The organism is Pseudomonas sp. 8O (assembly GCF_902506495.1).
Taxonomy (GTDB): domain Bacteria; phylum Pseudomonadota; class Gammaproteobacteria; order Pseudomonadales; family Pseudomonadaceae; genus Aquipseudomonas; species Aquipseudomonas chaetocerotis.
Genome location: NZ_LR733265.1, coordinates 564,685 through 582,063, shown reverse-complemented (window position 1 = coordinate 582,063; position 17,379 = coordinate 564,685). Strand labels below are relative to the sequence as shown.

The 17,379-nt window shown below is 53.5% G+C and carries 15 protein-coding genes and 1 pseudogene; 8 read left to right on the top strand and 8 right to left on the bottom strand.

Going from position 1 to position 17,379, the window contains the following annotated elements; all coding sequences use genetic code 11:
• Nucleotide 1: 1 nt before the first annotated feature.
• Both GV002_RS16165 and GV002_RS16160 read left to right on the top strand, forming a co-directional pair.
• A complete protein-coding gene (locus GV002_RS16165) occupies nucleotides 2-397 on the top strand; it encodes a hypothetical protein (protein WP_160019369.1) in 396 nt (131 codons plus the stop codon).
• A 255-nt stretch (nucleotides 398-652) separates the two neighbouring features.
• Nucleotides 653-1,600, top strand: a complete 948-nt coding sequence (locus tag GV002_RS16160; RefSeq protein WP_160019368.1) for a phospholipase D-like domain-containing protein — start codon at nucleotides 653-655, stop codon at nucleotides 1,598-1,600.
• 167 nt (nucleotides 1,601-1,767) lie between these two features.
• Here GV002_RS16160 and GV002_RS16155 read toward each other — a convergent pair whose 3' ends face one another.
• From GV002_RS16155 to GV002_RS16140, 4 genes are all read right to left on the bottom strand, one after another.
• Nucleotides 1,768-2,547 carry an SDR family NAD(P)-dependent oxidoreductase gene (locus GV002_RS16155; protein ID WP_160019367.1) on the bottom strand — a complete coding sequence of 260 codons (780 nt, stop codon included), beginning with the start codon at nucleotides 2,545-2,547 and terminating at the stop codon, nucleotides 1,768-1,770.
• Nucleotides 2,548-2,656: 109 nt separating this feature from the next.
• Complete coding sequence (locus GV002_RS16150) at nucleotides 2,657-2,953, bottom strand: YciI family protein (protein WP_160019366.1); 297 nt, start codon at nucleotides 2,951-2,953, stop codon at nucleotides 2,657-2,659.
• Between the two features lie 164 nt (nucleotides 2,954-3,117).
• Nucleotides 3,118-3,570: a nuclear transport factor 2 family protein gene (locus GV002_RS16145; RefSeq protein ID WP_160019365.1), complete on the bottom strand. Its 453-nt coding sequence runs from the start codon at nucleotides 3,568-3,570 to the stop codon at nucleotides 3,118-3,120.
• A gap of 84 nt (nucleotides 3,571-3,654) precedes the next feature.
• Nucleotides 3,655-4,599, bottom strand: a complete 945-nt coding sequence (locus GV002_RS16140; RefSeq protein WP_256667108.1) for an SDR family NAD(P)-dependent oxidoreductase — start codon at nucleotides 4,597-4,599, stop codon at nucleotides 3,655-3,657.
• Nucleotides 4,600-4,682: 83 nt separating this feature from the next.
• Between GV002_RS16140 and GV002_RS16135 the strand changes: the two genes are divergently transcribed.
• The 3 genes from GV002_RS16135 (at nucleotide 4,683) to GV002_RS16125 (ending at nucleotide 6,861) form a co-directional block, all read left to right on the top strand.
• Entirely contained in the window at nucleotides 4,683-5,120 is a 438-nt protein-coding gene (locus GV002_RS16135) for a winged helix-turn-helix transcriptional regulator (RefSeq protein WP_160019364.1), read from the top strand.
• Nucleotides 5,117-6,361 (top strand): multidrug effflux MFS transporter, encoded by a 1,245-nt coding sequence (locus GV002_RS16130; protein ID WP_160019363.1) that lies wholly within the window; start codon nucleotides 5,117-5,119, stop codon nucleotides 6,359-6,361. Before GV002_RS16135 ends, GV002_RS16130 begins: the two co-directional genes overlap by 4 nt.
• Before the next feature lie 194 nt (nucleotides 6,362-6,555).
• Nucleotides 6,556-6,861, top strand: a complete 306-nt coding sequence (locus GV002_RS16125) for a hypothetical protein (RefSeq protein WP_160019362.1) — start codon at nucleotides 6,556-6,558, stop codon at nucleotides 6,859-6,861.
• 536 nt (nucleotides 6,862-7,397) lie between these two features.
• Here the strand turns inward: GV002_RS16125 and GV002_RS16120 are convergent.
• The 3 genes and pseudogenes from GV002_RS16120 to GV002_RS16110 form a co-directional block, all read right to left on the bottom strand.
• A pseudogene (locus tag GV002_RS16120) lies at nucleotides 7,398-8,183 on the bottom strand (IS3 family transposase); the annotation flags it as partial.
• Between the two features lie 43 nt (nucleotides 8,184-8,226).
• A complete protein-coding gene (locus tag GV002_RS16115; protein ID WP_160019361.1) occupies nucleotides 8,227-8,520 on the bottom strand; it encodes a transposase in 294 nt (97 codons plus the stop codon).
• 312 nt (nucleotides 8,521-8,832) lie between these two features.
• Complete coding sequence (locus GV002_RS16110) at nucleotides 8,833-9,636, bottom strand: inositol monophosphatase family protein (protein WP_160019360.1); 804 nt, start codon at nucleotides 9,634-9,636, stop codon at nucleotides 8,833-8,835.
• A 226-nt stretch (nucleotides 9,637-9,862) separates the two neighbouring features.
• Between GV002_RS16110 and GV002_RS16105 the strand changes: the two genes are divergently transcribed.
• Nucleotides 9,863-10,846: a hypothetical protein gene (locus GV002_RS16105; RefSeq protein ID WP_160019359.1), complete on the top strand. Its 984-nt coding sequence runs from the start codon at nucleotides 9,863-9,865 to the stop codon at nucleotides 10,844-10,846.
• Between the two features lie 509 nt (nucleotides 10,847-11,355).
• Here the strand turns inward: GV002_RS16105 and GV002_RS16100 are convergent.
• Nucleotides 11,356-12,978, bottom strand: coding sequence for a hypothetical protein (locus tag GV002_RS16100; protein WP_160019358.1), 1,623 nt, complete (start codon nucleotides 12,976-12,978; stop codon nucleotides 11,356-11,358).
• A gap of 460 nt (nucleotides 12,979-13,438) precedes the next feature.
• Here GV002_RS16100 and GV002_RS16095 point away from each other — a divergent pair, with 460 nt between their 5' ends.
• Together GV002_RS16095 and GV002_RS16090 are read left to right on the top strand one after the other, a co-directional pair.
• A complete protein-coding gene (locus GV002_RS16095) occupies nucleotides 13,439-16,246 on the top strand; it encodes a TrlF family AAA-like ATPase (RefSeq protein WP_160019357.1) in 2,808 nt (935 codons plus the stop codon).
• A 651-nt stretch (nucleotides 16,247-16,897) separates the two neighbouring features.
• The gene (locus GV002_RS16090; RefSeq protein WP_160019356.1) at nucleotides 16,898-17,248 is read left to right on the top strand and encodes a histone-like nucleoid-structuring protein, MvaT/MvaU family; all 351 of its coding nucleotides are present in this window, start codon (nucleotides 16,898-16,900) and stop codon (nucleotides 17,246-17,248) included.
• Nucleotides 17,249-17,379: the final 131 nt, after the last annotated feature.

Genomic DNA, 17,379 nt, shown 5'->3' with positions numbered 1-17,379 from the left:
GATGGGGCATTTAACGCCAAAGGATGAGAAACGCATCATTAAACTAATTGAGGAATGGTCAGAACCGAAGTTGACCTGGCCTTTGCTCGTTGAGGCCTGCAAAGAAAAACTGGGTATCAGTCGTGCTCGCCAGTCCCTGATGAATCTACCTGCCGTGAATTTAGCGATGAAAAATTGCAAGGCGGCATTGAAGGCTCAGACGCTGAAGCCGGGCTGGATTAGCGATATTCAGGCAGCCAACGAGCACATTGAGAAACTGACAGCGACCAATCAGAAACTGTTAGCTGCTGTTCGAGATATGCGTAGCCGCTTTTTGATCTGGCAAGCCAATGCGGATATGCATGGGCTAACGCAATCGATGTTGGAGCGACCGGTTTCACAGCTTCAAAAGAAGTGAATCGCCCCCTACTTTCGTAGACACCTCCAAGCCTCATAATAAGGCCCACCAGGATGTGCCATGAGCAACCAGAGTCACCCCGAAGAATTCAAGATAGAAGCGATCAAGCACATAAAGCAGATGCTTTTTTGGTTCGAAGCCGAGTTGTCCGGTGCGGTAGGATAAACTTAATAGATAGCTGTCGAGAGGTAGCTATTAGGAGGGAAGAGCAAGTTTGCTCTGTAATTCAAAAAGCAGATGGGGGCGCAAGCCTGAATGTACCAGAATAACCCCAAAATAATGAATAGCTCGCACTTCGAAGATATTGGGTATCATCTGAAAAATGAGCTCAGGAAAGCCAAGTCGTCAATCAAAATCTGCGTTGCATGGATAAGATGGTCAGATTACAACCCCATCTTCAATGAGCTAGCACGGAAGGGTGTTCGCATTGAGGTGTTGTATAATGATGATCATATCAATCGAAGGAATTTTGTTAGTCCGGATCACAGTGTGGTGCTGTATCCGGTCAGGGGGAGATTCTATAACTCGCTAATGCATAACAAATTCTGCGTTGTAGATAATAGAGTCGTTATAACCGGGAGCTTTAATTGGTCGCAAAGGGCGTATTCTCACTTTGAAAATATCGTTTTCATCGAAAACGATTTCAAACTCGTCAAGAGTTTCCTGCATGAATTCGAAGATCTAAAGAATTATTATGACGATTATAACAATCAGAGCAAAATAGCTTGTCCGTACGAAGGTTGCAGATCCCTCTCGTACAATCTTGGGGTTCTGGGCGATGAGTCGGGCTTGTATGATGAATCGTTAGTGGATATTTGGAATGTTTGCTTTAAGAGTGGGCATTTAACTTTCCTGGGGGAGCAATACGAGAACCACTTGCATTTGCATCTCGGAATTAAGGATGTTCCCGACCGGGAAGACAGTGACGGGTATTACGGCATAGAGTCGATGCTTTCTGAGCTTAAGAATGAAAGAGATCGAGTGCTAAAGCTGCAGGAGTATTTCGTTAATAGTCGGAAAAATAAGATTCATGCCGTTGGCATGGTTTCCATGATCAATCAGCACGAGCATATCGAGTGGGGGGAGGAGCAGGAGTACGCAGTCAATATTTTGTGGAGCGACATGTATTACAGAAAGTTAATTCCCGATGTTATCTATGACGGCGATTGCGATATCGACTGTATAGTGAGAAGACATCGATAGTCTGCCGATTAAGTCATTAAGCGCATAATCTGTGTATTCCAGTGATGCTGACACCCAATTCCAGCGATTGTGACCCTCCCGCGCTGGAGGTTCTGACCCAGCCATTCCAGTGATTATGATCCACCGCGCTGATGACTCTGACCCAGAGCAAGAGGGTTCTACCTCATTTATACAGACGATCGATAGCGTGCTGCTGGCTCGGAGTTACTGAAGCCTAAGGCTAGAACACCGCGCGCATGCTCAAAGGCTTCCCAGGCTGCTGCATCAGGTACGGGCGGGATTGTCACTAGCTCTCGGCGGTCAAAACCGACCAATGCTGCATCGACGAGAGCTTCTACTTCCATGACATCGGGCACTTTGCTGATGTCGCCTCCCGCGCGCTCATAGATTTCTGTGCGCGTGGCCGCAGGTAGCACGGCCTGCACATACACGCCTTTGGCTGAAACCTCGGCAGCCAGGCTCTGCGACAGTGTCAGCACATAGGCTTTGGTGGCTGCATAGATCCCGCGAGAGTATTCGGGCAACAGCGCGAGCACCGAAGCGATGTTAATGATCGCGCCATTGCCACGCGCCACCATGCTATCGAGGACGGCAGATGCGAGCAGGGTCGGGGCAACGACGTTGAGGCTCAGCAGTGTTTCCATCTTGGCCGGATCCGCGCTAGCAAAGTCGCCGACCAGTGCTGCTCCTGCGTTGTTGACCAGAATGTCAATCGAGGGCTCAGCGTGTAGGCGCTGCAAAACCAGTTCAAGTTGGCTGGTATCGGTCAGGTCGGCAGTGATGACCTCGACCGAAATACCATGCGCATCGCGCAACTCAGAAGCAAGAGAGTTGAGCCGATCAGTTGCGCGAGCGACAAGTACAAGGTTGTGGCCACGTACAGCCAAGCGGCGTGCATAAACTGCACCGATACCACTTGAAGCACCTGTAATAAGAGCAGTTGTCATAAGAGACTCCTTATAAGGTTTGCGGTAGCGAATGCCGCCACCGCAAACTTATTATTTAAATATTGAACGGGCGTACCTGGATAGCGCCAGCGCGCTATCTATGGCCGTATCACGCGCGAGATGTCAGGTGCAGCATGGTGTAGTGCTCATAATGGCCAACGCCGTTCTTGATGATGGGGTCTTCCGATGTCAGTGCAGCGACATCTTGATCATCAGGCAGTTGAAAGAGCGAGACGCCATAACCACCCGACTCATCAATTACTGGGCCATGGGCGACTATCAGTCCTTGATTAAGCAGGTTGTTTAGGTATGCACCATGCTGTTTCATCCATTCCCGCTCGCTGGCAGACATGGTTGCCAAAAAATCAGTGCGCGGCGGTATGAATTTGCACAGATAATATTTCATCTTTACACCTCAAAATTACGGAATACCGTTTTATAAGGCCGAGCGCATGGGCGCACTGAAGTTTATTAAGTGCGTTTGCAGCGGGCTGCTTATATCAGCTGGTTTTTATTTTTGCCGTCATTCCAATGAGTGCTTGCTCAGCGCTCAGAGTTTGGCTGAGGAACTTACTTTGCCGATGCCTGAGCAGCAGCAATACGCTTGCCCACTTCGGCGGACAATGTCAGCACAACGCTTGCGGGCCGCATCATTACCATGAAGTCGATGATCTTGCCGTCATCATTGAACTCAACAAGATCGACACCCATTACCTGCTCATCACCGATGCTTGCACTGAACTCAAGAACATAGCCGGCCGCACTGCCGAAGTGGCGGAGATACTTGAAATCCTCAAGCACGCTAAATACTGCGGGCAGGATTGCCTGCATTGGGCCTTTGCCTTGGTAGGGCTCGAACGTCGACGGGTTGCGGAAAACAACATCGTCAGCGAGTAGGTCTGAAAGTTTTTCCCAATCCGAATCGGCAACGATGCGATGCCACTCTTGGATTCCAGACTGCGCCGCTGCATGCGGTGTAGCTGTTTGAGTGTCATGTGTAGCGTGTGGGATAACTGTATTCATTTGAATCTCCAGTCACGAACATTTTTCGCGGAAGTTGTATTTATTGAACGGCACACCATTTATGCCGAGGCGGCAGATGGCATGTTATTTTGCTGACTGCACGCTCTTTAGTATCGATCCTTCAAATATCTTGGGTGCATAGTTTTGCAGGAAAAGAATCATGCCGGTCATTTTCCCAACGGGGTTGCTGAATTTCGGCTTTTTGTGTTCGATAAGTTTGCCAATTGCCTTAACTACAGCATCGGGTTCCTCTGCATCGTCCATGCCCTTTTGCGTAGCCGCGTCGACTTTCTTCCGATATGCGTCGTAGTCGGAAATCTTGTTATTGGTTGCAGAAACGGCATTGTGGCCAAGATTGGTTTTGAACCAGACCGGCTCAACCATATTGACCTTGATATTGAATTGATCCAGTTCAAAGCGCAGGGCTTTGAAGTAGCCTTGCACCGCATGCTTAGAGGCCGTGTAATAGGACAGGTTCGGCGGGCCGATCAAGCCGACAATAGAGCTAACGGTAATAATCTGACCCTGCTTTTGCCGCCTGAAATAGGGAAGTAAGGCATTGGTTACCTTGACCGTACCCCAAAAATTAGTTTCGAACTGCTGCCGACCGAGTTCCACAGGGGTTTCCTCGGCAATCCCAGTGACCATGTACCCGGCATTGTTGACCAGCACATCCAGCTGCTTGGTGTGCTGGAACAGTTTCTCGGTAAAGTATTTGATTGAACTGTCGTCACTGACATCCAGTGCAAGCAATTTGAACGGCAGTTTACCTTTATATTTTTCGGGTGTACGGCTGGTGCCAATAACATTGAAGCCTTGTTGATGAAGGTTATTAGCCAGCATCAATCCAAAACCGGATGATGCCCCTGTAATTAGAACTGTTTTTTTCATTTCATTAATTCCAACGCTCAGAAAGGTTCGTTTCTGTAATGCGGTCAGGCCACGGCTTGCGTGCAAGCGACCTCGTTGATGCTCTACCCATACCGAATTACGTGCTTGTGAAGGTTGCAGCGTGCGCCAACTGCTCATTTGGCGATCCGTAGACCTACAACTGGACTGGCCACAAGGGAAATGCTAGTATCGTTTCAGTAGTGAGTCAATACGGAAATGATATGAACCATAAAGATTCCCCAGCGAGCACCTGTCCCATTGCACGGAGCCTCTCTGTCCTAGGCGATACCTGGTCGATGCTGATTCTGCGTGATGCCAATTCAGGGCTGACGCGCTTCGACCAGTTCAGGAAAAGCCTCGGCATCGCCCCGACCATGTTGACCAAGCGGCTCGACACGCTGACCGAAGAGAAGCTGCTCGAAAAACGCCGCTATTCAGAACGTCCCCCGCGCGACGAGTACGTGCTGACGGAGGCAGGGCGGGACTATTGGCCTGTGCTCTTCGCGATTGCGGCTTGGGGGCGAAAACATCGCGGTGATGGCAAGCTGATGTGGTTTAAGGATGCCGAGACTGGAACCGATGTCAGGCCCATCGTGATCGATGCCGAAACAGGTGCCGAAATCGGGAAGCGTGAACTCCAAGTGGTTTTGCCCAAATGAACGGCGTACGAATCGAGGTGCCAAAACCTGCACATGACCGTGGATCACCGTCAGTACGCGGGATACTTCCCTTGCTTGCTGCTTTGGCTGCAATAGGGGCTCTCTCGACCAATATCATTCTGCCGCTATTTCCCATTATTGCTGCGGACTTGGGCGCATCCAGCGTGGAACTTGGCTTGACCCTCAGCGTGTTTTTCGCTGTTTTTGCGCTGGGTCAGCTTGTGGTCGGGCCGCTCTCGGACTCCTATGGGCGGCGTAAGCTGATAGTGGGAGGGCTGTTGGTATTTTGCGTAGGTGGAGTGGTGTGCGCGCAGGCCACTGATGTCTCGATGCTGGTACTGGGGCGGGCCATACAAGCTGCTGGGGTGTGCGCTGCATCCGTGCTGGCACGAGCCCTGGCACGCGACCTATTCGAAGGCGAAGCGCTCGCGCGGGTACTGGCAATGATCATGGTCGCCATGGCTGCCGCTCCGGGTTTTTCCCCGCTTCTGGGTAGCGCTGCGGAAAAATTCATCGGATGGCGTATGACCTTCATGGGCGTCAGTTCCCTGGGGCTTGCCCTAGTGTTCTGGTATGCAATGCGCCTTGCGGAGACGCATTCCACCTCCCGGCGGACGCCCCTGTCTGCGACTTCGATTTTCAAGGGCTATGGAAAGCTACTGCTCGACGCACGCTTTGTCGGGCCGGCAGTAGTGGTCGCTTGCGTTACCGGTGGTCTTTTCGGCTTTTTCACTGCTGCACCCGTCATCTTGCTTGAGGGGTTGGGGCTCAGCTCACTGGGTTTTGGGGTGTTTTTTGCGGGAACTGTGCTCGTGGTGTTTGCGGCAGGCCTCCTTGGCCCGCGAATTGCGCATTACCTGGGGACAGAGCGCACAGTTTATATCGGGCTGTTTGTGGCTCTAGCGGGAGGGTTCCTCGTCTGGGCAGCCGCTGCTTGCAACCCTGGCGACCTGATTACCTTTGCGGCCGCGATCAGCGTGTTTCTGTTTGGTATGGGCATGGTCAATCCACTTAGCACAGCCCTGGCACTTGTGCCCTTTGCAGCCCAGGCAGGCTCCGCATCGGCGATGCTTGGTTTCTTGCAGATGTCAGGGGCGGCATTGGGGGCGGCGCTCGTTACCGCGTTAAGCCATTATGTGCCGATGACTGCGCTCGGACTGATACTCATGGCAGCACAGGTCATAGCAATTGCTGTTTTTGGGCTACTGCGCGCACGTCGCTCTGCAATAGAAACTGGATGACGTTGCCATCCTCCGGGCTATTGCGGTGCCCCAGGGACGACGCTTCTATAATCGCGTAGGCTGTAACAGATCACTATTTCTCGTAGCTTTAAACACTGTTAATGCTGCTCTTAGCGGCGATAGATCGGTGGCTATCGCCAATAAGCAGCAACTGCTAATGCTGGCTTGAAGGATCTCCTGAACGGAGATACGTAATGCTTTTGCCTGGAGCCGAAGCACTGGGAATGACCCACAAACAATGCCTCGAACTACTGGAAAGTGCTGAGGACACGCTAGATTTTCTGACCTCCAGCCTGACCTATCTGATCTATGCAGAGAGCCAGCAGTCACGGCCAAATGCTGCCCTGATCGCCGAGTGGGAAACCTTGGATCAGGAGGTATTCGACGTGCAGTATTCGTTACCGGGCTCGGACGTGAAGGTCTATCGGCAGGTCATTGAAACTTATGGTCAGCGCAACCGTGAGCTGCGCCCGGTTGTTGATCGGTACATGACGAAGTAGCTGGCGGCTCGATGGCTGGCTGCACGGGGCGCCCTGCACCAGAACGCTTGCCGCCCCATTGTCCCCGCACCTTTTCTCGACACCGATGCCACCCCTCGGCCCGTATAAGCATTGGCCAAATCAGAAGCGGATGTTCTTGCAGGTGCCGATTGATCTGCCGGTAAATCTGATAGGCCTTGGGCGATAGGCCGTCAGGACTGTGCAGTAGATCAAGCAGCATGCCTACCGCATTACCATCGTTGAGCTCCTGCTGCCGCTCGCCAAGCAATTGCCAGAGCGATGGGCGGCGCTCAGCCAACCAGGCAGCAATGCCCTGCTCGGGGAAAAGCACAGCAGGGGTGAATAAACCCTCATGGAATTCCGTCACCTCCTTGGTTAGAAGGCGGTTCACGGCCTTGTCGAATTGTTCTTTCTGGCGAACTCCTGACTTGTAGCGCGCCGCTGCTGCACGCTTATCTGTGCCATCTGCCAAGAGCGGTGTACTGGGCGCGTGATACGCACAGAGCTGGTCTGCCCCGGAACTGGTGGACAGGTAGTTAAGAGCTACTGCTCGCATTTCGCCGCTCAAATTCCATCGGACTGAGATAGCCCAACGTCGAGTGGCGCCGACGGTGATTGTAAAAGCGGATGTAGTCGAACAGGTCGGTTTTTGCCTCCTGGTAACTGGCGTAGCGCGTCAGGTACACCCGCTCGGCCTTCAGCGAACGGAAAAAGCTCTCCATCGCGGCGTTGTCCCAGCAGTTCCCCGGACGTGAATGGCTGGGCACGATGCGATGGCGCCGAAGCAAGGCCTGGTAGTCGTACGCGCAGTATTGGCTGCCACGATCCGAGTGCAGCAGCACCTCTTCTTTCGGCTGTCGGCGTGCCACGGCCATCTCCAGCGCGGCGTGTACCAAGTCCTGCTGCATGCGGTGGTGCATCGCCCAACCGACAACGGCGCGTGAATAGAGATCGAGCACGACGGCCAGATACAGCCAGCCTTGGGCCGTCCGCACGTAGGTCATGTCCGAGACCCAGTGCCGATTGGCGCGATCCGAGGCGAACTGGCGATCCAGGTGGTTCGGGGCCATCGGCAGAGCATGACGACTGCTGGAAACCAGCCGCCAGCGCTTGCGCGAGCGAACGCGCAGACCGGCTTCGCGCATCAGTCTAGCAACCCGGTGTCGACCACACGCATGCCCCATGGCCGCCAACTCGGCCTTGATGCGGCGATGGCCATAGATCCCATTCACCTCATGGTGGATGGTGCGGATCTCCTTGCTCAGACGCCGATTCGCCATCTCTCTCGCCGAAGGTGGCCGCTGCTGCCAGGCATAGAAGCCGCTGCGGGATAGCGACCGGCCAACGCCTCGATAGCGCGGAACTTCACTTCGTGGGCTGCGAGAAGATGGCGAGCGCCTTTTTTAAAACATCGCGCTCCATGGTGACCTGAGCCAGTTGCTGGCGTAGCCGACGCAGCTCCGCACTCTCACCGCGCTGCTTGCCATTGCCCGGAAAGGCATCGTCACCTTGCTGTTCGTACTGGCGCTTCCATTTGCCCAGCAGGCTTTCAGCGATGCCGAGCGTCTCGGCTACATGACGAAGCGGTGTGCCGAAAAGTACCTGGTCTGCCGCTTCACGTTTGAAAGATTCGGGAAAACGTCGTCTGGTCTGGGTCATGAAAACTCCTTGCGGTGGACATTATCCACCTTAAGTCAGTGTCCACTCAGCCCGGGACAGACCAATCAAATCGCTGCTTATGTCATGTGCGATTGAGGGCAAGGCAACGTTGATTGCCGGCGACTGCTCCCATATTCAGTGGGGACGGCTTAACCACACGCCGGCCCCACTAGGCGAAAGCAAAGCTGAGACGGCGCAAGGGTACCTAGATCGCATCATTAACGCGTCACCAGTCAGCCCGAACGGCAGGGCCTGTGCGCCTCACTAAAAGTTGCGAATGAAAACGTCTTCACACCAGGCAAATCTGTAGCGCTACCCTTGGAAAATGCGTCCCCAGTCTCGCGCAGCCATATCACGACATGCCTCTGGCGCACCGCCAAAGCAGCGCGACGACACCGTCCTCATCCGCTCTTCGGTGTTGTACGAAACTAGCATTCCGTCTTGATCGAGTAGCACACCACCCGCGCCGATCAGCAAGGCATGGCCGCCCACAACATCATGGGCTGACACAGGGACAAGTGACATGCCGACAACCGCATCACCAGTTGCAACACGTGCCAGGCGATAAGCGATACTCGGCATCGGGATGAAGCTCGCCGGAGCACATAGCTCCGCATTTAGTTCTGGCTTACTGGCAGCCGAGGTGCTCACCAGAACGGAACTACCCTGCAGTGCGAGCTGCTCGAGTACCCTGGGGACTGCTTGCCCATTGCGAATAACATTCGGCAGGCCTACAGCCCAAGAGATACAGTCCGCTCCACGGTCTGAAGTAACAGGCGCGTGAACCACCCCTAAAACCGGGACGCCATTGCGAAGCAGCCCCACTGAAACTGCAGATCCCGCTCGCCCTTGTAAAAAATCTCCGGTTCCATCATTGGGATCAACAACCCAGCAATATTCGTGGCCCGTTAAGTGGGCGCCCGTCTCCTCCCCCCAGAAGTCACATGCCAGGAGATCGAGCAGATCTGAACGCAGCTGTACTTCGATTTCAGAATCGATCTCCGCTTTATCTCCCTGACCTCGGGGACCGCCTATGCGATACCACTCTGAAGCCAGCAGTTTCCCAGCGGAAATTACGCTACCGACGGCAGGATCAAGCAAGCCAACGAAGCTCATAAGGCACCCTCTACGTGCGTAGATCACCTCATCAAGACTAATCTCTTTTTCATGCGACCGCGGGCAGATATAACTCCCATCGCCGACTGCAGACTCACCCCAGCGCACCATCTGTCTGCGCTACTAGCCACTTCAGCCTCTCCTCAAGTTGTTTTAGAGTAAACTGGATATTCATACAGAACCCCAAGAGTTCCCTTATCCAGACACCAGGCCAAAAGGAGCGTCCATGTCTGAATCGATGGAGTTCAAGACGCTAGAAGATATCCAGAAACGCTTCGATATTGCGCCCGACATGGTGCTAAACCACGAGAATTTCAGCCACGGGATCTGGCCTTACCGCCTCTACAGAGCGGAAGCTAATTGCCAGTATGAGAAAAACGGCAAGCAATGCTCCCAGGCCCACCAGGTGGGATTTGTCGTGCAGAGAAAGGACGAAGCGGTGGTTCTGATTGGGCATTGCTGCGCTTACAACCACCTCAGTCTTGACGATACAACGGTAAGAAAGGGCTTTAAGGAGCTCGAGGCAGAGGAGCGTCTTGCGAGCAGGCGCCGAAGAGTCGAATCCATGCTTAAGCAGCGTGATTCCCTCGAAAACCGGGCCGAAACGCTCCACACGAGACACAGTGAGCTTCAGAGCCAAGTCTCGTCCATACGCGATGCCCTTCCGCACGAAGTAATGAGCAAGCTGACAGAGCGTTGGAAGGGTGGCCGCCTTGATGTCATCTGGGACTACCAGATCATCAAGGAAGGACTCGACGAGAACGGCAAGAAGACCGTTGAGCGTTCTTGGTACCCGAGCACCTATGGAAAGCTCCAAGGACTTGGCCTATGGCTCCAATTGAAGGGCCAGAGGTATGCAGAGCTGATCAGTGACTTCAGAAAGGAACTACGCAAGATCCCAGTGAACAAGCAGCTAAATGACTCCGAGATCGATCACGCGGAAACGACATTTGCAGGCATCGCAGAGATAGAACGAGTCGAGCGCGAGATCGAAACGCAGTTCAAGCTGCTAGGTGACTTTCTATCTGAATCGAACTTAGTGCTGACAATTCAGTTGAACAGTAACCAATCCATTCGGGCCGAGACCGTTGTCGGTGTGCATAAGCTTACTGGCCAAAAGCTCACCCAAAAGCCTCAACAATTCGTAACAGAGATCGATCAGGAACTGAAGCGGCGACATGGGGCCAACAGCGTCCGAATACACCCGTAATCTGGTGAGCAGGCCGTGGAGCTGCCCTCAACAGACCCGAGTAGGTAAACCTGCGGGTCAGTAGGAGCCCAAGACATCATGATTCAGTCTTGGCAGCCATAGTGCGGATTTCATCAGGACTAGGGATCGGTTTGCCTTTTGGCAGAACCAAGGTCTGGGAGCTAAGGATTGCCGTCTCGTAGTGTGACGAGCACTCAATATTGTCCCCCTGCTGGAACCAGTGAGTAGCTTCAGGCAAAAGAGTTCGGGGAAACGGATGCTGCGCAAATGGATTGTGAAACACCTCAAGATCTGCAGACCAAGGCTCGTAACCTTGAGGCCAGAGACCTCGATACTCCGGGCTTGTAATGTCCAGGCAAAATTATAGCAGTATTGGCTGGAACCGGCTCACGAGGCGCCCCCTCTTTCATCGCCACCTCCAAGGCGTTGAGCGCAGCTATTCTGCTAGCGAGTCCATGCACCTCTAAAACAACCGCCCAGACATGATCCAGTTGTCGCCATGCTAGCGTTCAGAACGCAGCTTCAAGAGCAGCATCAAGATCCGCTTTAAAACGCCCCAAGTGAGCCCGAAGCACATGATCCTGACTATCGAAGCACTCCTTCAAGATATGCAGGTAGTTGTTCCGCTCTCTGTAACCGTATGGCTCGATAAGATGCCGTCGCATCACAGCGGCCAACGAAGCCAGATGCTTTCGAATCTCCAAGTCTCGCAGGGTACTTAGCGCCACACCCAGCAGTTCTTCCTTGAGCCGACGGGATATGCGAGATGACATTAGAGTGGGGTGGATAACTCGGCCAATGGCCTCCGCAGCTTCGAAGGAAATGTAAATGTGATTGCCTTGCATCTGAACGGCATGCACCGCTTCACCCGGCGCTGTCAAAGACTCAGCATCTCTGATCCACACTGCAGTAGTGTTAACGACTTCGTACAGGAGGTAACACAGCGGCGTTGGGAATTCATGGTTCTCATCTTCAAGTCGAACTTCACGTGCTCGATCAACTAGGCGGCTCGCAAAATAAGGCATGTAGTGGAGCCACAAATGGTCGGCAATCCTCTGATGTAGGCCCTCCAGAACCATGACCCTGAAAAACCAGATGCCCGTATAAACCGGATCACGATGCTTACCGACATCTTGAAAGGTCAGTAACCGTCCATTGAGCTTCTTCTCAAGCGCCTCATCTCCGTCGATACGCGCTAAAACAGCCTCACCGACAGACCGGTAAACCCCGAGTCGGGCGGCCACATTAACGTCGCTGCAGTAGAACCTTACGAGGCGATTCTCATCAGGCAACACTAGACGATGCCCGCCACCACCGAAGTTGTCGTTGTTCTTTAGCTCGCTGTAGAAGACGCTAGCATCGTTGGCTAATAGGGCCTCGAAAAATTCGTCTTGGAAATCATCAACAAAACGCGTTGCACGCTCCATGACCTCAATACAGAGGTATGGCCGAGCAATGGCGAGATAGCCGACCAAGGGGCGAGATGAGAGCAGCCGCGTCACGACTATAGCAGCACGGCGCTGCACCCGCTGCGAAGGACCAATTAGATCAGCAAGCCATTCGCGGAAGCTAAACCACTTGCGGGAGAGCCAGTCCGTCGAAGCTGCCTCCCCTAGCGAGATGGATCCATCGTCTCGGAAGACGACCTGCAAGCTGGGATGTGGTGGCCGGATGGCGCTGGCAAGACGGCTTCGAACGCTTTCCGACGCCGCTAGGTTCAACGCCGATGAAAGGTGAAGCTGCAGTAGCTCAGTGAGCTCCTCTAGCTTTCCAGCGTGCAATAGCGATGAGGTGAGATCATCGAACAGCCCGAGATTCCATCTCGTCAGCCTGGTTCTGCGCGACCGCCAATAAACGAACGTAGCGAGCAGTAAGAACAGCAGGTACTGAGTAGCGCTCTTGTCGAAGCCCCACAACCAGGGACCGAAGGTAGGAAAACCTAGTGCGGTAAGTACCGGCTGGAAGAACAACCCATGGATGATGAGCAGCGCGGCCCAGATGACCAACCAATCGAACCAGCTAAGGCTCAAACGGAAGCTGAGCTTGGTTGAGTTTGGCACCATAGACCATACCGCAGCAATCAAGCCGAGCATAGTGAGTAGCGTACTGGTGTCGATGCCAGCCGGGTTCATCAGGTGATCCTTATTAGCTATTCCGTTAAATTGACGCTTTAAGTTTGCGAATGGAGCTATCTCCAGCGCGATTATAAAGCACCTTATCAGGGCCGTTTCGGCTTAGGTGGCGGTGCTACAGCGTTGATGTAACTCATAAAGGCCTTGGCTTTTTCGGCTTCGCTGAGCTTCATGGCAGGGAGCTTACGGGATACCTTGTTCGGTTTAGGATCTTGGGCATCAATCCCCGAGATATGCTGCAGCCCGGATCGCTCTGGCTCAGTTAGAGCCGAATCAAACACCTAGCCGGGCACATGTGCACGAGGTAGAGAGCAGTCCGCATCAGGCCCAAAGCGGGCGCTATCAAGGCAGGCTAGAGACGGTGTAGAGTCACGGCACCTGACCCTGATAGGGGAGAACCACGCAGCCTAGTCTGCTGACTGCCGTGACGATCTCAACTCTGTAACGCAAGGAGGCATGGGTGGCCGAGTATCAAGGTATGCGCTGGTTCAAAATGGATTTTCAGGTCCAGACACCGGAAGACAACAGGCACTGGGCAGATGACGACCTGCGTCTACAGAACCCGCGCCGCCCTATACAGAATGGCGAACCTGACGAGCGCGATATTCAAGCCAAGGCAAAGCGCTTTCTCCATCGATGCCACGAGTTAGAGCTCGAGGCTATAGGGATCACTGACCACAATTTCTCTGAGAAAACTGAACCGCGAGACTGGTTTCTCACCCACCTTGTTGAACAGAACAAAACTGTCGCCAAAGAGCTTGGCCGAGCGCCTATTTTCATTTTCCCCGGTTTCGAGGTAGATCTCGGCTACCACGTGCTGTGCTTGTTTGAGCCAGCTACGAAGGTGAGCCACCTGCGGCGCGTCAATATGATCCTGATCAAGCTGGGCCTGGCAGAAAATCAGCGGTTCAGGGGCGGGATGCCCAACGCCCTGCGCCGCGGTGACGAGCCCGTCAGTCTCAAGACCCTACTGGATGTCGTTCAGAAAGATCATGGTGGCATCGTCATTGCGGCGCACGCTGATCAAGAGGATGGTTTGCTTGCTGCCGGCCGCAATATGGATGACTACAAACTGCCAGGGCTGCTGGCGGTAGAGGTAACCACCTACCCAATGCCTCCAAGATACAGCTCGATCTTGGAAGGGAAAGATAGAAACTGGTCGCGTAATGGACGACAGCCAGCATACGTCCAGTCCTCGGACGCAAAGTCGCTGAAAGTAGACGCGGCTGGTGTTCCTCTAGCGAATGCTCTGGGCTATCGCCACACCTGGGTTAAGTCATCAAAGCCCTCGATCAACTCACTGCGCCAAGCCTTCCTCGATGGCAAATCACGGCTTCGACTCCAGCCGGCCCGCCCCTCAGATCAGCAGACACACCCTAGAATCGTTTTTCTGAAATGCCGAGGCTTCAAGTTTCTCGCTGACCAAGAGATCTTTTTCTCTCCGAACCTCAACACCTTAATCGGCGGAAGGGGCACAGGGAAATCCACAGTACTTGAGCTCCTTCGGTTCGCATTCGGCCGTGACCGAGGAGATACATTCTCTGCCTCCACCAAGGCGAAATTTGATCGCGTACGGGCAACTTTTACCGAAGAAGCAGAGGTTCAGGTCGGCTGGGAGAGTATTCCTGGCCAGGTAGATGTCATCTCGCTTAGACCACTGGAAGGTCACGTATTACTCCATGGAGAAGCACACGATCTTGACGTCTTTCTTCGGCAGCTTCCGGTGCAGTTCTATAGTCAACAGCAGCTCAGTGAACTCACGGACGTAGATGGCGGCGACAGGTTGCTGGCAATGATCGACGAGGCTTGTTCAGCTGAACTTCAGGGCCTAAAGGGCCAGGAAAGTACGCTTCGTGCGGAGATCCACCAGCTTTTTGCTGGCGTCGATCAAATTGAATCTTTGACCGACGAGATCAACGTCCTCAAGCAGGAGCTCCAGGAGCTAAACCGGCAGTGGCAGGCTCGGAGCGAGGTTCAAGCGGAGGCACAACAATACCAGTACGCGGAGGCAGCTCGGCGCTATTTTGAGCAGATCCAAACGCAAATCAATGAAGACATCCGGCGCTTCTCCCTACTGGCCGACGACCTGTCTTCTCGAGGCGCACTCAACAGCGGCCAGGTAGAAGTTTGGCCTAGGTCAGAGTGGTTCAATGCGTTTACTCAGGAAGCGGCCAAGCTAAGGGAGGTATATCGGGCGAAGGCAGCCGAGCTGGCAATTCAGCTCCAGCAAGAAGCGACCAAGCTCTTTCAACATGGTGGCGGTTGGGAACAAATTTCACAGGAGCTTGAGGGCACAAAGGGTGCGTTTCTTCTGGCATGCAGCGAACGAGGCCTTCAGCCACAGGACGTGGCACGACTGCAGGAGATCGATAGGGCACGCCAAGCAAAGATGCAATTGCTGCAGCAGAAGGAGGAACGCCTGGGCATTCTTTCACCACAGCAAGAGCGCTTGAACACCGCGATGGAGGAAATGAACACGCTATGGGAGCAGCAATTTAATGTTCGCCATCAAGCAGCCCTTGAGATCAATGACAGGGCACAAGGCTCAATACGCCTAGTCATTCAGAAAATGGCAGATGCGGCGGGCTTCATCCAGGCATGGAACGGAATTGCACCAGACGGCCGCAGTCGCCTTGGAAGAGCCTGGGAACACATCGGCAAGCATCTTTATGAGAGCTTTTCTGGGTACAAGCAAGAGGCAGGCTCACCCTGGCTTCACATTCGTGAAGTGCTAGCTGAGCGGCGAGATTTTCCACGATCCCTGCTGGAATACAGAGATGAGCTGAAGCTCTACCTCATATCTCAGAAAGACGCTTGGCGAAACGCTCGGCTAACTCGTGTTGAGGAGCGCGTAGACATCGAGCTGTACCGGGCCGACAGGACGTTGGTCGGTAGTGTACAGAGCAAGGCTCTGTCGGAAGGTCAGCGCAACACAGCCGTCCTGAACTTGCTGCTGGCCAAGGGAGAGGGGCCTATCGTCATTGACCAACCTGAGGACGAACTGGACTCCAAGTTTATCTACCGCGAGCTCGTGCCATTACTGCGCAAGATCAAAAACCAGCGTCAATTGATCCTGGCCACGCACAATGCCAACCTACCAGTGAATGCCGACACCGACCTAGTGTACGCATTAGAGGTTGACCTTGGTCTAGGCGTGATGCTTGCGTCAGGTGGTTTGGACAGAGCTGATACAGCCACCGCAGTGTTGGACATCATGGAGGGATCTGAGGAAGCCTTTAAGCGTCGACTAGACAAATATCATTTCTAACACCGGAGCCGCTTCAGATGAGGTTTAAGGTTCATTCTGCTGTCTCGGTAGCAGGCCAACTCCATAAGACTAAATAGAAAAGCCATAAGATCCGGCACATTTAACAGGACAACCTCGTTATGTACGCAGAAGGGTGGCGCAGGTTATGGGAATTGCTAAAGTGGCTTACGGCCATTGGCGTTGGGGTGTGGTCGGCGTCTGTTGGGATCCCCGCACTAGAGGCAGAGGCAGTCAGGACGCCGCTTACACCCGGTCAGATGATGTTCGCGTTGTTGCTCATGACCACGGTTCCGGCTGGAGTTATCTTTGCCTTTTTAAGCTCATTGGAATGGGTGTATCGTGGTTTTCACCCCTTGCCGAAAGCGCCCCCTCCAAAAGAACCTAGTGAATCTGAAGCAGAGGCCCCGGGACTTGTACCTTACCAGGCCCTGCCATCCCCTACTCCCAAGCAAGCATCTGATAGTGGTGAGCTCGTTGCTGTCCGAGACGGAGAGGTTGAGCCAAGTAGAGAAGCTTCATTACACCGTTGATCCAGAACTTCCACTGGTCGAAGTTGTGGAACACGACCTACGTGCATTGCTCATTAGCCGTGGCTACCTATAGCCAAACATTGCCATAATGGAACACCCCTCCCGTCATACAGGCTGACCTATGTCCAAAATTGCCGAATTCAAAGCACTTGAAGCACTACTTGCAGCTCAACTGAAACAGCTTGATGCTCTGAAGAACGATAGTGAACTGAAACGCGAGATCGAATTTGAGGAAAAACTCCGTGGCCTCATGGCCGAGTACGGTGTTTCTTTGCGCGCTATCATTTCTCTTCTTGATCCCCAGCCCCAAGATAATTCCGTAGTCCCTTCCACACGTCGAGAGCGCCGACTGAAGGTCTATAAAAATCCGGAGACTGGTGAGGTGGTAGAAACTAAAGGTGGCAATCACAAAGTCCTGAAGTCCTGGAAAGAGCAATACGGCGCCGCAACCGTGGACGCTTGGTTGCAATAAGCCCGTACTCAATACGCCGGATAAAGAGCCAAGCTATGCTTGGCTCTTTGCTTTACTCCGCTTCTGGCGTGTTTCGCCTCTGAAACTTGGGTGCGCTTACTACCAAACTTTACCCCCATATGCACGAGAAT

Coding starts and splice junctions, on each gene's coding strand:
- GV002_RS16110 (WP_160019360.1), bottom strand. CDS start 9,636: ATGAGCTTCGTTGGCTTGCTTGATCCTGCCGTCGGTAGCGTAATTTCC.
- GV002_RS16135 (WP_160019364.1), top strand. CDS start 4,683: ATGAACCATAAAGATTCCCCAGCGAGCACCTGTCCCATTGCACGGAGC.
- GV002_RS16130 (WP_160019363.1), top strand. CDS start 5,117: ATGAACGGCGTACGAATCGAGGTGCCAAAACCTGCACATGACCGTGGA.
- GV002_RS16100 (WP_160019358.1), bottom strand. CDS start 12,978: ATGAACCCGGCTGGCATCGACACCAGTACGCTACTCACTATGCTCGGC.
- GV002_RS16165 (WP_160019369.1), top strand. CDS start 2: ATGGGGCATTTAACGCCAAAGGATGAGAAACGCATCATTAAACTAATT.
- GV002_RS16150 (WP_160019366.1), bottom strand. CDS start 2,953: ATGAAATATTATCTGTGCAAATTCATACCGCCGCGCACTGATTTTTTG.
- GV002_RS16105 (WP_160019359.1), top strand. CDS start 9,863: ATGTCTGAATCGATGGAGTTCAAGACGCTAGAAGATATCCAGAAACGC.
- GV002_RS16160 (WP_160019368.1), top strand. CDS start 653: ATGTACCAGAATAACCCCAAAATAATGAATAGCTCGCACTTCGAAGAT.
- GV002_RS16090 (WP_160019356.1), top strand. CDS start 16,898: ATGTCCAAAATTGCCGAATTCAAAGCACTTGAAGCACTACTTGCAGCT.
- GV002_RS16155 (WP_160019367.1), bottom strand. CDS start 2,547: ATGACAACTGCTCTTATTACAGGTGCTTCAAGTGGTATCGGTGCAGTT.
- GV002_RS16125 (WP_160019362.1), top strand. CDS start 6,556: ATGCTTTTGCCTGGAGCCGAAGCACTGGGAATGACCCACAAACAATGC.
- GV002_RS16115 (WP_160019361.1), bottom strand. CDS start 8,520: ATGACCCAGACCAGACGACGTTTTCCCGAATCTTTCAAACGTGAAGCG.
- GV002_RS16140 (WP_256667108.1), bottom strand. CDS start 4,599: ATGAGCAGTTGGCGCACGCTGCAACCTTCACAAGCACGTAATTCGGTA.
- GV002_RS16145 (WP_160019365.1), bottom strand. CDS start 3,570: ATGAATACAGTTATCCCACACGCTACACATGACACTCAAACAGCTACA.